General features: G+C 65.4%; 15 protein-coding genes. 2 read left to right on the top strand and 13 right to left on the bottom strand.

Going from position 1 to position 13,238, the window contains the following annotated elements; all coding sequences use genetic code 11:
* Nucleotides 1-6 precede the first annotated feature (6 nt).
* Both AC4PTB_RS03820 and AC4PTB_RS03815 read left to right on the top strand, forming a co-directional pair.
* Nucleotides 7-552, top strand: a complete 546-nt coding sequence (locus AC4PTB_RS03820) for a sigma-70 family RNA polymerase sigma factor (RefSeq protein ID WP_492191771.1) — start codon at nt 7-9, stop codon at nt 550-552.
* Entirely contained in the window at nt 549-1,223 is a 675-nt protein-coding gene (locus AC4PTB_RS03815; protein ID WP_492191770.1) for an anti-sigma factor, read from the top strand. Before AC4PTB_RS03820 ends, AC4PTB_RS03815 begins: the two co-directional genes overlap by 4 nt.
* A 12-nt stretch (nt 1,224-1,235) precedes the next feature.
* Here the strand turns inward: AC4PTB_RS03815 and AC4PTB_RS03810 are convergent, their stop codons facing one another.
* The 13 genes from AC4PTB_RS03810 to AC4PTB_RS03750 form a co-directional block, all read right to left on the bottom strand.
* Entirely contained in the window at nt 1,236-1,820 is a 585-nt protein-coding gene (locus AC4PTB_RS03810) for a hypothetical protein (protein WP_492191769.1), read from the bottom strand.
* Nucleotides 1,821-1,962: 142 nt separating this feature from the next.
* Nucleotides 1,963-3,888 carry a 1-deoxy-D-xylulose-5-phosphate synthase gene (gene dxs / locus AC4PTB_RS03805; protein WP_492191768.1) on the bottom strand — a complete coding sequence of 642 codons (1,926 nt, stop codon included), beginning with the start codon at nt 3,886-3,888 and terminating at the stop codon, nt 1,963-1,965.
* A gap of 181 nt (nt 3,889-4,069) precedes the next feature.
* Complete coding sequence (gene pufX / locus AC4PTB_RS03800; protein ID WP_111395987.1) at nt 4,070-4,306, bottom strand: RC-LH1 core complex protein PufX; 237 nt, start codon at nt 4,304-4,306, stop codon at nt 4,070-4,072.
* A 12-nt stretch (nt 4,307-4,318) separates the two neighbouring features.
* Nucleotides 4,319-5,242, bottom strand: a complete 924-nt coding sequence (gene pufM, locus AC4PTB_RS03795) for a photosynthetic reaction center subunit M (protein WP_492191767.1) — start codon at nt 5,240-5,242, stop codon at nt 4,319-4,321.
* Nucleotides 5,235-6,083: a photosynthetic reaction center subunit L gene (pufL, locus tag AC4PTB_RS03790; RefSeq protein ID WP_055209562.1), complete on the bottom strand. Its 849-nt coding sequence runs from the start codon at nt 6,081-6,083 to the stop codon at nt 5,235-5,237. Before pufL ends, pufM begins: the two co-directional genes overlap by 8 nt.
* A gap of 132 nt (nt 6,084-6,215) precedes the next feature.
* A complete protein-coding gene (gene pufA, locus AC4PTB_RS03785) occupies nt 6,216-6,392 on the bottom strand; it encodes a light-harvesting antenna LH1, alpha subunit (RefSeq protein WP_013066436.1) in 177 nt (58 codons plus the stop codon).
* A 13-nt stretch (nt 6,393-6,405) separates the two neighbouring features.
* Nucleotides 6,406-6,555, bottom strand: coding sequence for a light-harvesting antenna LH1, beta subunit (gene pufB / locus AC4PTB_RS03780; RefSeq protein WP_013066435.1), 150 nt, complete (start codon nt 6,553-6,555; stop codon nt 6,406-6,408).
* Between the two features lie 156 nt (nt 6,556-6,711).
* Nucleotides 6,712-6,936, bottom strand: a complete 225-nt coding sequence (gene pufQ, locus AC4PTB_RS03775; RefSeq protein WP_492191766.1) for a cytochrome PufQ — start codon at nt 6,934-6,936, stop codon at nt 6,712-6,714.
* A 1-nt stretch (nt 6,937) separates the two neighbouring features.
* The gene (gene bchZ / locus AC4PTB_RS03770) at nt 6,938-8,410 is read right to left on the bottom strand and encodes a chlorophyllide a reductase subunit Z (RefSeq protein ID WP_492191765.1); all 1,473 of its coding nucleotides are present in this window, start codon (nt 8,408-8,410) and stop codon (nt 6,938-6,940) included.
* The gene (gene bchY / locus AC4PTB_RS03765; RefSeq protein ID WP_444462868.1) at nt 8,410-9,903 is read right to left on the bottom strand and encodes a chlorophyllide a reductase subunit Y; all 1,494 of its coding nucleotides are present in this window, start codon (nt 9,901-9,903) and stop codon (nt 8,410-8,412) included. The genes bchZ and bchY overlap by 1 nt, the downstream gene beginning before the upstream one ends.
* A 45-nt stretch (nt 9,904-9,948) precedes the next feature.
* On the bottom strand, nt 9,949-10,950 hold the full coding sequence (locus AC4PTB_RS03760; RefSeq protein WP_492191764.1) for a chlorophyllide a reductase iron protein subunit X: 1,002 nt from the start codon (nt 10,948-10,950) through the stop codon (nt 9,949-9,951).
* A complete protein-coding gene (gene bchC / locus AC4PTB_RS03755) occupies nt 10,950-11,894 on the bottom strand; it encodes a chlorophyll synthesis pathway protein BchC (RefSeq protein WP_492191763.1) in 945 nt (314 codons plus the stop codon). The genes AC4PTB_RS03760 and bchC overlap by 1 nt, the downstream gene beginning before the upstream one ends.
* Nucleotides 11,895-12,056: 162 nt before the next feature.
* A complete protein-coding gene (locus tag AC4PTB_RS03750) occupies nt 12,057-13,238 on the bottom strand; it encodes a methyltransferase (RefSeq protein WP_492191762.1) in 1,182 nt (393 codons plus the stop codon).

Raw genomic sequence — 13,238 nt, 5'->3', positions numbered from 1 at the left:
GATCAGATGGCGGATGCAGGACAGGATCTGGGGGAATTGCTGGCGCGGGTGGCGCTGGCGGACCGGGCGGCCTTCGAACGGCTTTATTCGGTGCAGGGCGCGAAACTTTTCGGCCTCTGCCTGCGTCTCCTCAAGGACCGCCGTGAAGCGGAGGATGCCTTGCAGGATGTCTTCGTGAAGATCTGGATGAATGCCGACCGTTATGTCCCCGAGGTGGCAAGCCCCGCCGCCTGGCTGAATTCGGTCACCCGCAATCTGTGCATCGACCGGCTGCGGCGGCGCAAGGGCGGCGAGGTGGGGGTCGAGATGCTGGAGGACCTGCCCGCCGAGGCCCCCGGCCCCGAGGCGGCGGCGATCCGCGCCTCGGAGGGGCGGCAGATCGAGACCTGTCTGGGCCGTCTGGACCAGGCCCGCGCCGAGGCCGTGCGCCGCGCCTATGTCGAGGGCGAAAGCTATCTGGAACTGGCGGAACGCTTTGCTGTGCCGCTCAACACGATGCGGTCCTGGCTGCGCCGGTCGCTGATCTCGCTGCGGGAGTGTCTGGAAGGATGAGCGGGCTGACGCAGGACGATATCGCGCTGGCGGGGGAATATGTGCTGGGCACCCTGCCCGGCCCCGAGCGGCTGGCGGCGGTGCGGCGGATCGCGACCGATGCCAATTTCGCCCGCGAGGTGGCGCGCTGGGAAAGCCGGTTCGATCCGCTTGCCGCGGAGGTGACGCCGGTGGCGCCGCCCGCGCGGCTCTGGAGCGGCGTCGAGACCCGGGTCTTCGGGCGGCCGGAGCGGGCGAGCTTTGGTCTTTGGCGCTGGATCGCCGGGGCATCGGGGCTGTCGGTGGCGTTTCTGGCGGCGCTTTTGACGCTTGGGCAGCCGCTGCTGCCGGCGCGCGGGCCGATGCTGGTTTCGGACATGGTGTCTTCGGATGGCACAGTGCGGCTGGCGGCGCTTTATGACAGCGAGACCGGCGAGATGCGGGTGTCGATGGGCGGCAATGCCCCCGCGCCGGGGCATGATTTCGAACTGTGGGTGATCGCGGGCGAGGCGAAACCGATTTCGCTCGGCGTGATGCCGCGGCAGGGCAAGGCGGCGATGCCGATCCCCGAGGCGATCCGACCGATGCTGGCCGAGGCGGTGCTGGCGATCACCGAGGAACCGCTGGGCGGATCGCCCGAAGGCGTCGCCACCGGCCCGCTGGTCGCCAAGGCGGCGCTGCGCCGGATTTAGCCTGCGCCGGATCTAGTCAGCGCCGGGGCCGAAGCCACCGGTCATCGGCCTGCCGGGCGCCCGGCGCGGGCGCAGGTCAGCCACCGCCGCGTCGATCTGCGCCGTGCAGCCCGGGCAGACGTCATAGTCGACCGCGGCCGGATGCGCCGCGCCCAGATCCTCGGCGAAGCTCCAGCCGCGTCCGGGCTGTTGCACCGCGCCGCAGAACGAGCATTTCCGCGCCGCCGCCGACGCCTCGGTCCGCCAATGCGGCAGCGCCTCCTCGAAGGCGCAGGCGTCGCGCAGATCATGCACCATCAGCACGCGCGCCTCCTTCATCGGCTGGATGGTGAACCGCACGCGGCGTGCCAGCCGCGGGCTGTCGCAGCGATAGTCGATGCGCAGCGGCGCCCCCGCAGCACGCACGGCCCCGATCATCCGCGCCAGCGCGGCGCGCGTGGTCTCGCCCGCGACATGGCGCGAAAGCGGCGTGGCCAGCACGAGATTCGCGCAAGCGCCCGAACCGCCATTTGCCAGCGCGAACTCGTCCCATTCGCCGCCGATCCAGAGAATCCGGTCCTGCGGGTCAAGAACGTAATAAACCTGTTGGAATTTCAAGAGTTTCGTCCGACTGCGGGTCCGGCCCGACCGCGGGACCCCGTCTGACTGTGTCATGTCCGGCTTGTCGCAGGCAAGCCAAATGCACGGACACGGCGAATTTATGCCTTGTCCGTGCATCTTTGCGGTGTCTTGCGCGGCTTTACGCGCTGTGTACGACCCGCACCGCCTTGGCCGGCCGCGCGGCGGCAAGGGCGGTGTCGCGGATGTCATTCGCGGTCAGCCCGGCCCAGGCATACATTTCCTCGGGCGAGCCATGGTCGATGTAGCAGTCGGGCAGCGTCATCGTGCGGATGGCGCGGCCCTTTTCCAGCTGGCCGGTGCGGGCGAGATAATGCAGCACCATCGCGCCGAAACCGCCCATCGCGCCCTGTTCAAGGGTGATCAGCGCCGCGTGGCCCTCGATCAGCCGGTCGATCAGATCGGTGTCGAGCGGACGGCAGAAACGGGCATCGGCAACGGTGGTCGAGACGCCCTCGGCCTCCAGCATCTCGGCCGCTTTCAGCGCCTGCGCCAGATGCGCGCCAAAGGACAGGATTGCAACCTCGGTGCCTTCCTTCAGCACCCGGCCCTTGCCGATTTCCAGCACCTCGCCGCGTTCGGGCATGTCGACGCCCCGGCCCTCGCCGCGCGGATAGCGCAATGCGATCGGACCCGAATCATGCGCCGCCGCGGTCACCACCATGTGGCAAAGCTCCGCCTCGTCGGCAGCCGCCATCACGGTGAAATTCGGCAGGTTCGCCAGCATCGACACGTCAAAGGCCCCGGCATGGGTCGCCCCGTCCTGCCCCACCAGCCCGGCGCGGTCGATCATCAGCCGCACCGGCAGGTTTTGCAGCGCGACATCATGCACGATCTGGTCATAGCCGCGCTGCACGAAGCTGGAATAAAGCGCGAGGAAGGGTTTCAGCCCCGCCGCGGCCATGCCCGCGGCAAAGGTCACCGCATGCTGTTCCGCGATGCCGACATCGAAGACCCGGCGCGGAAAGCGTTTTTGCATGATGTCAACGCCGGTGCCGGTGGGCATCGCCGCGGTGATCGCCACGATGGCCTGATCGCGGGCCGCCTCCTCGGTCAGGCGTTCGCCGAAGACGGTGGTGTAATTCGGCGCATTCGGGATCGATTTCTTCTGCTTGCCGGTCTCGATGTCGAATTTCGACACGCCATGCAGCTTGTCCTCGGCGCCCTCGGCGGGGGCATAGCCCTTGCCCTTGGTGGTGCAGACATGGATCAGGACCGGCCCCGAGGCGCGGGCGCGGGTCACGCGCAGGGTCTCCACCAGCTCCGCCATGTCATGGCCATCGACCGGGCCGATATAGTCGAAGCCAAGTTCTTCAAAGAGCGTCGCGCCCCCTGGCATCGCAGTCACCATCTGCCGCGCACGCCGCGCGCCATCGCGCACCGGACCGGGCAGGTGCATCTCGATCCCCTCGGCCGCGGCCTTGAGCGCCGCAAAGGGCGCCTGCCGGGCGATGGTGTTGAGATAATGCTGCAGCGCCCCCACCGGCGGCGCGATCGACATGTCATTGTCGTTCAAAATCACGAACATCCGCGATTTCAGATGGCCGGCGTGGTTGAGCGCCTCATAGGCCATGCCCGCGGTGATCGAGCCGTCGCCGATGATGGCAATGGTGTCGCCCACCGGCTGACCCAGTTCCCGACCGACTGCAAAGCCAAGAGCGGCCGAGATCGAGGTCGAGGAATGGCCCGCGCCGAAGGCGTCATGCGGGCTCTCAGATCGTTTCGGGAAGCCCGAGATCCCCCCCGCCTGGCGCAGCGTCAGCATGCGCGAGCGGCGGCCGGTCAGGATCTTGTGCGGATAGCATTGGTGGCCCACGTCCCAGATCAGCTTGTCGCCGGGCGAGTTGAAGACCGCATGCAGCGCGACCGTCAGTTCGACGACGCCAAGCGAGGAGCCAAGATGCCCCCCGGTCTGGCTGACCACTTCGACGATCTCGCGCCGGACTTCGGAGGCGAGCGCCGTCAGATCGGCAATGCTCATCGCCTTGAGATCGGCAGGACCGGTCACGCGGTCAAGATGGGGGGTGCGGGATGTCGTGGCGCTCATGGCTGCGTCCTCCGATGAGCCTTCTGGTCCAAAAGGGTGCCGCGGGGGTCGGACCTGCGGCACCAGGTGCCTGTCATTAACAGGGAAGGGATCGGGGCTGTGGGGCCCCGGAGTTTCCGGGCCAGGGCCCGGAACGGAATACCCCGGCCGTGCGACACGGGCACGGCCGGGGAAAGTGGTCTCAGACGACTTCGGTCGCGTGCTGAACGACGACTTCGGTCGTGTAGGGCGAGGGCGCCTGGTGGGCACGCTCGGGGAGCATCAGGCCAAGGCCATAGGACCCCAGCACCAGACCAAGACCGAACAGGAACGGGATCGAGCCAAGGAAGGCACCATAGGCCATCTGCCGACCAATCCAGATCCCCATCGCGAACTTGGAGCCGTTTTCGTAGTCGAAGGGTTTGTCGAACATGGACATGGTCTCTTCTCCTTACGGGGTCACGGGGGCGTAGCCGTGGACTTGCGCCCAGACATACCAGTTGTCGACAACGGTGCCCGAGAGCAGGATGCCGATACCACCGGTCAGCGTCACCATCACGGCCATCCAGATCGCCCAGCGGTGGATGCCTTCCATGGTGGCGTTGAAGCCCATCGTCCAGCGCCAGAACAGGGCGGCGCGTTCCGAAGCGGTGCCGCGGTCAACGATCTGTTCCAGCTCGCGTTCGCCGCCGAAACGGGTCACCGCAAGGATGGTCGCGCCGTGCATGGCGAACAGGAGCGCCGAGCCGTAGAGGGCAGCGATCGAGAGGCCGTGGAACGGGTTGTAGAACAGGTTGCCGTGGTCGAGCGAGAACTGGTTCGTCCAGTCGAGGTGCGAGAAGATGCCATAGGGCGGAGCGACGCTCCAGGAACCCATCAGGATCGGGCGCCAGAAGCCGAGAACCGACCACAGCCAGATCGCCGACAGGAAGGCCCAAGCCATGTGCTTGCCCATGCCGAGCTGGTCGGCGCGGGTGTAGACACGGACCCACCAGGCAATGACCGAGATCGCCATGAACAGCGACGCGATCTGCCAGACACCACCCTGTTTGAGCGGAGCAAGCGCAAGACCGTATTCGGCCGGCGGCGGCTCCAGGCTGAAGAAGAACAGATCCCGCATGAAGATGAAGGGATCGAACCCGGCCTGATACCAGTACCACACACCGATGGTGAAGAACCAGGCCGCACCGAACACCAGCGAAACCGTGCCGGCGATGCCGAGATAGATCGGCCCGATCTGGGCGTTCCCCATCCAGCCGAGGATGTTGAACATCCCCGCAGGCGTGCGCTCGTAGGTGTCGACGTCTTCCTTGAGGCCCATTTCGGGCGCACCGGCGACCTGAACCTGGTTAAAGAAGTTCTGATACTCAGCCATTGATGCCTCCTGCCATGTCGACCCAGAACGGCATGTTCACCCACCAGTACCACCAGTCACTCCACAGATCGAAGTAGATGGTGCCGGAAACGAGCATGCACATGGCCGACCAGAACACCGCGTTCAGCGCAAGCAGCAGGCCGAGGCGGTGGATGCCGAGCGTGCCGACCGAATAGCCCATGAGGTCACGGAAGTAGGTGTCCTCGTGGTCCGGCGTCCGCATCGTCTTGCCTTTGACCGGGTTGGCGGCCGAAAGGACCAGAGCCCCGTGCATCGCCAGCGCCCAGGCGGTGGTGAAGAACAGGCTGATGCCCAGCATGTGGAACGGGTTGTAGTGGAAGTTGCCGTAGGTGTAGCCGGTGTTCGACACCCAGTCGAGGTGCGTCCAGATACCGTACGGGAAGGCGTAGCCCCACGACCCCATCATCATCGGACGGATCACGACGAGGACCAGATAGGCAAAGATCGCCATCGAGAAGGCCACCGGAATGTGGAACCCGATGCCGAGCTTGCGGCAGATTTCGACTTCACGCAGAGCCCAGCTGCAGAAGGCGCCCGTCGCGCAGACGGTGATGACCTGCCAAAGACCGCCCTTGTCGAGGGCCGCCACGTTCAGACCATTTTCCACCGGCGGCGGAAAGATGGAGATCAGTTGGGGGTTCCACGTGCCCTGCATCGCGGCTCCCCAAAGGATAAGCAAAAAGCCGAGCGTGGCGAAGAAGATGGTGGTGACCCCGAAGAACCCGACATAGAAGGGTCCGACCCAGAAGTCGAAAAGGCTCCCGCCAATCAAGGTGCCGCCCGGCACACGGTATTTTCGTTCGAAGCTGAGCAAAGCCATGCCCGTGTCTCCGCTGTTGCGGGACGGTCCTTGGCCCGGCAAAAGGCCTCAGATCGTGCCGATGGGTTGCGTCTTGCGGTATGGTCGCGGGCGGGGCGAGACTCTCGCCCCGCCCGCAACGCTCAGTAACGCTTACTGGGCAGCAGCCACGTAGCCATGCTTGGCGGTGGCAACGGTCAGCCAGTTGAAAGCGGGGGTCGAGAGCAGGATCAGGTGGATCAGCACCGCGAGCAGGAACAGGAACACGCCCTGGGCCACGAACACGCGACGGGGATCGAAAACGAGCCAGATTTTGTAGAACTTGGACATTTTCAGTTTCTCCTCAGAACCACGGACGCCAGATCATGACCGCCAGATGGGCGAGCACCGCGACGGCGATGAACGCCGACAGCCCGCTCATGTAGACGGCATGCAGTTCTTGCGCTTGCTCGTCGGTAAGACCTGTGAAGCTCAGGTCGTTCTTATCAGCCATAACAACCTCCGGATTGGCAGACTGACGCCGCATTCCCTGCGGCTGGGCAAACGAAATGGCACCTGCCATCCCGCATTTCCACCACGAGGGGCTCATCCCGCCCGTGGAGAACTTCGACCGACGGGGATATGGCCCCCGACGGAATTCCTTGCCGGCTCAGGGCCGGAAAATCTCGGGCGTGATCTCGCCGGCCTCGCGCCAGGCGCGAGCGAAGGGCCCGCACTCGGGGACACGGCGTTCCCGCACCAGAGACATGACCCAACCGACCAGCGCGAAGGGCACCGCGACGATCAGGATCAGCGTGAAGTAAAGAGCGAACTCGGGACGCGGCACACGGTCGACATGTTGAACGCCATGAGCGCGAAGACGCTGGCCTTGCATTTCAGTTCCCCCCCTTCCGATCCACGGTCGCATCCCCCAGGGCTTCGACCATTTCAAGAACCACTCTTTCAGCCCCCTGATCGAGAGCCGCTTTCTCGGCCGCGTCACGCAGCGACTTGGCCGCCGAAATCCTTGTCAGGACCGGGTGTTGCGACACGATCCGGTCCAGGGCCGCCTGTGCATCCGCATCCCAGGGCATGTCACGACGCAAGGTTGCCGGTGTCGCCGCGGCGCTGTCCATTTCGGAAGCGAGCGGCAGGATATTGAACAACGCGTCGAACAGTCCGTTACAGATTTCTTGCAGCAGGTAGACACTACCCATGTAACCCATGAAGGGGGTGCCCGTCGCGCGGCGGATCGCCGCGCCGGGGAACGAGGCGGGCACGAACGAGGCCGCAGGGCCGTGGCCGGCCTTGGTTTCGGCCAGATAAATCTTCTCGTTGATCGAGCCGAACACAACCAGAGGGCGTGTTTGCCGGATCAAACCGCGAATTTCGTCGCTTTTCGTCTTCTCTCCGGCCTTTCGGGCCACGGCAAAGGCGCAAGGCAGGCCCAGATCGCCCTCGAGATAGGCTTTTATGCCGCGGGCATAGGTCTCGGTGGCGGCGATTCCGAAGCTGGCCGTCGCAAAGAAGTCTTGCGTGACAGATCGCCACAGATCCCACAAGGGCTTCAAAGTTGCATGTTTTTCGCGCTCGATGAAGGGCTCGGGGTCAAGTCCGAGCAGCTCGCCAAGGCTGCGCAGGAACTTCGTGGTGCTTTCGAGGCCAATCGGCGCCTGCAGATAGGGCTTGCCGAGAATCTCTGCCAGGTTGCGGCCGAATTCGCGGTACATCACCACGTTCACATCGGCATTCACCAGGTTGCGGACCTCGCTCAGATGGGTGCCAAGGGGGAACACCATGTTCACCTCGGCGCCGATCCCCTCAACCAGACGGCGAATCTCGTGCAGATCCGAGGCCATGTTGAAGGCGCCATACATCGGCCCCAGGATGTTGACCCGCGGCTTCGCCCCTTCGGGGCGCAAACGCTCGCCCGGCATCCGGCCTTTGGTCATGCCGTATTCGGTGAAAAGCCAGGTCATCGCGCGGTCGGCGCATTGCCACTGGTCCTCGTCGATGGTGCGGGCCAGGAAACGTTGCAGGTTCGTGCCCTGCGGGGTCACGCCGCCGCCGATCATCTCGGCAATCGAGCCGGTGACGACGACCGAGGGCAGAAGCGGATCGAGCGTCTTCCACGCCCGGCTCATCGCGCCCTCGGTGCCCTCGCGGCCAAGCTCAGCCTCGCCCAAGCCCGTGACGACGATCGGCAATTCATGCGGCGGCAGCCCGTCGGTGTAGTGCAGCACCGAGGTCACCGGCAGGTTTTCGCAGCCCACCGGACCGTCGATGACCACCTGCAGCCCCTTGACGGCGCAGAAGGTGTAAACCGCGCCCCAATAGCCCCCTGCCCTGTCGTGATCGAGGAGAAACATCAGATCATCTCCTCGGCTTTGGCCAGTTTGGCGGCTTTTTCCATCTTCTTGCGCTGTTGCTCGCGGAAGTCGGGGTAAAGCTTCGGCGTATCCTGCCAGATCCCGGCGGTATCGCCCTCGCCCACGCCCTCGAAGAAGGCCTTCATCTTGCCCATGCGCTCGCGGTTGCCCATGGCGGCATTCATCACCTGCGCCAGCGATCCGGCGCCCGCAGGCCCCATCAGCGGCCGGGCCGAGATCAGGTTGGTGAAGTAAAGCGCTGGAATGCCCAGGGCTTTCGCCTTTTGCACCAGAGGCGTCGTGCCGATGGCCAGATCGGGTTCAAACCCTTCCATCGCGGCGCAATCGTCTTCCAGGCTGGCGCGGTATTTCACCACCACGCCGCGCGATTCGAGCCAGTCCTTGTCCCAAGCGCTCCAGGGCGTGCGGGGGGCGGCGGTGCCGACATAGGGCACTTCGGCGCCGGATTCGATCAAGAGACGCGCCACCAGCAGCTCCGAGCCCTCATAGCCCGAGACGGTGATCCGGCCCTTGATCGGCGCCCCGGCAATCGCGCCCTTGATCGCCGGACCGAAGGCATTCTGCGCGGCAGCGATCTTGTCAGCCGAAACATCGTAGGCGCGGCCGATATTGGCCAGCCATTCCATCGTCCCGTCGTGGCCGACAGGGGCCGAGCCGACGATGGCGCGGCCTGCGGTTTCGAACTGCCGGATGGCGGCGGTGTAGAACGGGTGGATGGCGGCGACGACCTTGCTGTCAAGCGCGGCGTAAAGCTCGCGCCAGTCGCGCATCGGCACCGTCGGCCCCACAGCCAGCCCCATCGGCGCCAGCATCGCGCCAATCACCATCGGATCAGCGGGGAACATCTCGCCCAGAAGCGTCACGGTCGGACGGTCGGACCGGCCCGAGATCGGCGCAGGCACCGGCCCCGCCATGACCTCTTGCCGGGCATAGGCCAGCATCGCACCCGAGAGCACGTCCTTGGCTTCCGCATGGGTCGGCACGCCGAAACCCGGAACATCGATGCCGACAACGCGGACACCGTTGATTTCGTTCGGCAAAAGCTGCAGCGGCACGCCCGAGGCGGTGGGCACGCAGAGGTTGATGACGACGATGGCATCGTAGCGCGCCGGGTCGGCCAGATCATGCACCGAGGCGCGGACGTCCTCGAAGAGCTTGCCCGTCACCAGCGTTTCCGAATCGAAGGGCACATAGCCCACCGACCGGCGCGCGCCGTAGAAATGCGAGATGAACGACAGACCATAGACGCAGCAGGCCGAACCACACAGAACCGTCGCCACCCGGCGCATCCGCAGGCCCACGCGCAAAGCGCCAAAGGCCGGACACATGGTTTGCGGCTTGTCATGCGGCCCGACCGGATAATCGGCCTTGAACCGCGCCATCAGCTCGGCATTGCCCGCGGCGGCGGCCTGCGCGGCCAGACGTTCGTTGCCTGCGCCACAGCCGCCTTCGGCTTGCGGAAGATCGGTCATGCCCGGCCCTCCTTGCATGCGGCCCGGGCTCTCGCAGCAGTGCAGTCAGACATCGTCGTAGATCACTTCCAGAGATTTCTTCGGCGCGGCATTGGCGCCACGCAGGTCTTCATCCGTCGCGGGGACCAGATCGACGACCCGGGTTTCCTCGTCGGTTTCAAACAGCGCCAGCAGCGCATCGGGCGACAGCGGACGCGGCCGCAAGGGCGGCGCATCGGCGACATTGCCCGCCAGTTCCTCGAAGAGTTTCCCCCAGGGCGTCGCATGGGTGCCGACGATCTGATAGGCGGCCGATTTGCGGCGCAGCTCTTCATCGGCCGGGATCGCGGCCAGGATCGGAATCCCCACCTCGCGGGCGAAGGCTTGCGCCTCGCCGGTGCCGTCATCCTTGTTGATCACGATCCCCGCCACGCCGACATTGCCGCCCAGCTTGCGGAAATATTCGACCGCGTTGCAGACATTGTTCGCCACGTAAAGCGACTGCAGGTCGTTCGAGCCGATCACGATGACCTTTTGCGCCATGTCCCGCGCGATCGGCAGGCCGAAGCCGCCGCAGACCACATCGCCCAGGAAGTCGAGCAGCACGAAGTCGAAATCCCAGTCATGGAAGCCGAGCTTTTCCAGAAGCTCGAAGCCGTGGATGATGCCGCGCCCGCCGCAGCCGCGACCGACCTCCGGCCCGCCCAGCTCCATCGCGAAGACGCCGCCCGATTTGAAGCAGACGTCGCCCACCTTCACTTCCTCGCCCGCCAGCTTCTTCTTCGTCGCGGTCTCGATGATCGTCGGGCAGTTCTTGCCGCCGAACAAAAGCGAGGTGGTGTCCGATTTCGGGTCGCAGCCGATCAGCAGCACGCGCTTGCCCATTTCGGCCATCATGTGGGACAGGTTGGCCAGGGTGAAGGACTTGCCCGAACCGCCCTTGCCGTAGATCGCGATGATCTGGGTCTTCTTGGTCGGCGGATGCTCGGGGATTTCGAGCGTCGGCTCTTCGGCGGCTTCTTCCCGCAGGCGGGCGTCAAATCCCTTCAGGTTGGGTGCGTCAGTCATTATTTTGCATCTTTCCAGTCAAGGATCATCTTCAGGCAGTCGGGGTTTTCGAAAGCGGTCTGATAGGCCCCGGCCGCTTCCGCCGCGGGGCGGCGATGCGTGATGAGACCATCCAGCGAGAGCGCCCCGCTTTCGATCAGCGCGCGCGTCGCGGAGAGATCCGCAGGCTGCCATTCGGCGGCGATGCGCAGGCGCATTTCCTTCATGAAGGCGGGAACGAAGGCGAAGCTGACCGGCACCGTATAGAAGCCGCACAGCACCAGTTCCCCGCCCTTGCCCAGACGCCCGACGAGCTGGTCGATCAGACCGGGCGCGCCCGAGGCGTCATAGATGGCCTTGTAGTCGCGCCGGGGATCGGCTTCGGGGTCGAGAACCTCGTAGCCGACCGCGCCCGAGCGCCGGGCAGGATTGGTTTCCCAGACCATCGGCGGCTTGCCACCGGCGGCAAGGGTCAGACGGGCCAGAAGCCGCCCAAGCGTGCCATGGCCGACGATCAGATCAGGAAGGGCATTGTCGAAACCGGCCAGCGCATGACGCGCGGTGGCCGCCAGGGCCAGCAGCGCCCCCTCGGGCCCCATCGCGGCATCAAGGCGGCAGACCCGCGAGGCGGCCGTGACAAGACGCTTCGAGGCCCCGCCAAAAAGCCCGCGCACGCCGCCGGTAAAGCAGTTTGCGCCAGGAACGAAGACGTGATCGCCCGGTCGGAAGCCGGTGTCGGGGGCGGCTTGAACGACCTCTCCAAAGCTTTCGTAGCCGGGAACAAGCGGATATCCCATGCCCGGGAAGGGCGGCATGGTGCCGAGCCAGAACAGTTTCTCGGTGCCAGTCGAAATGCCCGAATAGGCGATATCCACGACGAGGTCCCCCGGTCCGGGGTCGGTCAGACCGGCGATGCCCGTCGAGATGGCCTTGGGCCCGGACATTATGACGACTTGCGTTTCCATTACGTGCTCCCGGTATGATCACGCCGGAGAGTCGGGCTGATCACGCCTATGTGTATCATTGAACTTACACGCCCGACTGTCAATTTGATTAGACACTTTTGCGACAGACGGATGTGCGACTTTCTGCCCCCCGGGTCAGAGCCGGGTCCGAACGCAGCCGTGTCAGCCGCGTTCGGCCTCGATCACCGAGGTGATGAAGGGGCGCAGGCTCCGCGGCTTGGAAACCTTGGTGAACCCGGCCTTTTCAAGCATGTGCTTGATCTCTTCGGGGGATCGCGTGCGCCCCGAACTCATCGCCATCGTGTAGAAGGCGAAATAGACATCGCAGGCGCGGTCGGGTTTTGCCCCGCCCGCCATCGCCTCCGAGATGATCAAACGCCCGCCCGGCGGCAGCGCGGCATGCACCTTGGCCAGAAGCGGTTCGACGACACTGTCAGGATGATCATACAGCACGCGCACCAAAGTGATGACATCGGCGCCCTGCGGGATCGGATCGTCGCGGAAACTGCCCGGCGCGAAATCCAGCTTCGGGCTGAAGCGGTCCGCCACCGCCAGCACATGCGGCAGATCGAACAGCGTCAAGGGCAGCTCGGGGTAAAGCTTGGCGACGACGCGCAGGAAGGCCCCGGTGCCGCCGCCCACATCCATCACCCGCTTGGCGCCACGCAGATCGACGAGCCGCAAAGTGTCATCGGCGACGACGCGCTGGCTGTCAGCCATCAGCTGCGAATAACGCTCGGCCAGACCCGCATCTTCCTGCGCCAGCGGCCCGAAGACATAGGGCCAGAAGCCCGCCAGCTCGGGTTCGATATCGCCTTTCAGGAAGGCCACCGGATCGGCCAGATCGCGATAAAGCACGGGGTGATGGCGCACCATCGCCTCGAGCCCGGGCACGGTGATGAAGGCGGCGCCGCGCGGGGCGAGCTGCCACAGACCGCGGCGGAACTTCACCAGCTTCAGGGCGGCGGCGGCCTGCATCAGCACCGCCAGCCGATCCTCGGCCAGCCCGGTCCGTTCGGCCAGCGCAGGCAGGGGCCAGGAGGCCCCGGCCAGAATATGCAGCACCCGGAATTCGACGATCGCCAGCAGAACCTGGCTTTGCACGAAACCCGAAACGATGTCGAACAGCGCCTCGCCCTCGCGCCGGGTGACGCGGTTCATCAGCGGCATGCGCTCAAAAAGTTCATGCAGCCGTTGCGACAGCGCGATCCGGGTGAAGAAATTCACCCGCCCCGGCTGCACCGGCGCCGCCCCGGGCTGGCCCGGAACCTGCGGCTGCTTTCCCGCTGCTGTCGGCGCCGAGGTCCGGTCGGCCGTCGCGCCCTCGTGATCGTCCTTCGGCAC

Source organism: Rhodobacter sp. 4.3.4, from assembly GCF_058724655.1.
The sequence above is the reverse complement of the archived record's forward strand: the minus strand, read 5'-3'. Positions and strand labels throughout refer to the sequence as shown.

Bases quoted from the DNA above. Each gene is read 5' to 3' on its own strand.
- AC4PTB_RS03820 (WP_492191771.1), top strand. From the start codon at position 7: ATGGCGGATGCAGGACAGGATCTGGGGGAATTGCTGGCGCGGGTGGCG.
- AC4PTB_RS03815 (WP_492191770.1), top strand. From the start codon at position 549: ATGAGCGGGCTGACGCAGGACGATATCGCGCTGGCGGGGGAATATGTG.
- dxs (WP_492191768.1), bottom strand. From the start codon at position 3,888: ATGAGCGCCACGACATCCCGCACCCCCCATCTTGACCGCGTGACCGGT.
- pufX (WP_111395987.1), bottom strand. From the start codon at position 4,306: ATGTCCATGTTCGACAAACCCTTCGACTACGAAAACGGCTCCAAGTTC.
- pufM (WP_492191767.1), bottom strand. From the start codon at position 5,242: ATGGCTGAGTATCAGAACTTCTTTAACCAGGTTCAGGTCGCCGGTGCG.
- pufL (WP_055209562.1), bottom strand. From the start codon at position 6,083: ATGGCTTTGCTCAGCTTCGAACGAAAATACCGTGTGCCGGGCGGCACC.
- pufA (WP_013066436.1), bottom strand. From the start codon at position 6,392: ATGTCCAAGTTCTACAAAATCTGGCTCGTTTTCGATCCCCGTCGCGTG.
- pufB (WP_013066435.1), bottom strand. From the start codon at position 6,555: ATGGCTGATAAGAACGACCTGAGCTTCACAGGTCTTACCGACGAGCAA.
- pufQ (WP_492191766.1), bottom strand. From the start codon at position 6,936: ATGCAAGGCCAGCGTCTTCGCGCTCATGGCGTTCAACATGTCGACCGT.
- bchZ (WP_492191765.1), bottom strand. From the start codon at position 8,410: ATGTTTCTCCTCGATCACGACAGGGCAGGGGGCTATTGGGGCGCGGTT.
- bchY (WP_444462868.1), bottom strand. From the start codon at position 9,903: ATGACCGATCTTCCGCAAGCCGAAGGCGGCTGTGGCGCAGGCAACGAA.
- AC4PTB_RS03760 (WP_492191764.1), bottom strand. From the start codon at position 10,950: ATGACTGACGCACCCAACCTGAAGGGATTTGACGCCCGCCTGCGGGAA.
- bchC (WP_492191763.1), bottom strand. From the start codon at position 11,894: ATGGAAACGCAAGTCGTCATAATGTCCGGGCCCAAGGCCATCTCGACG.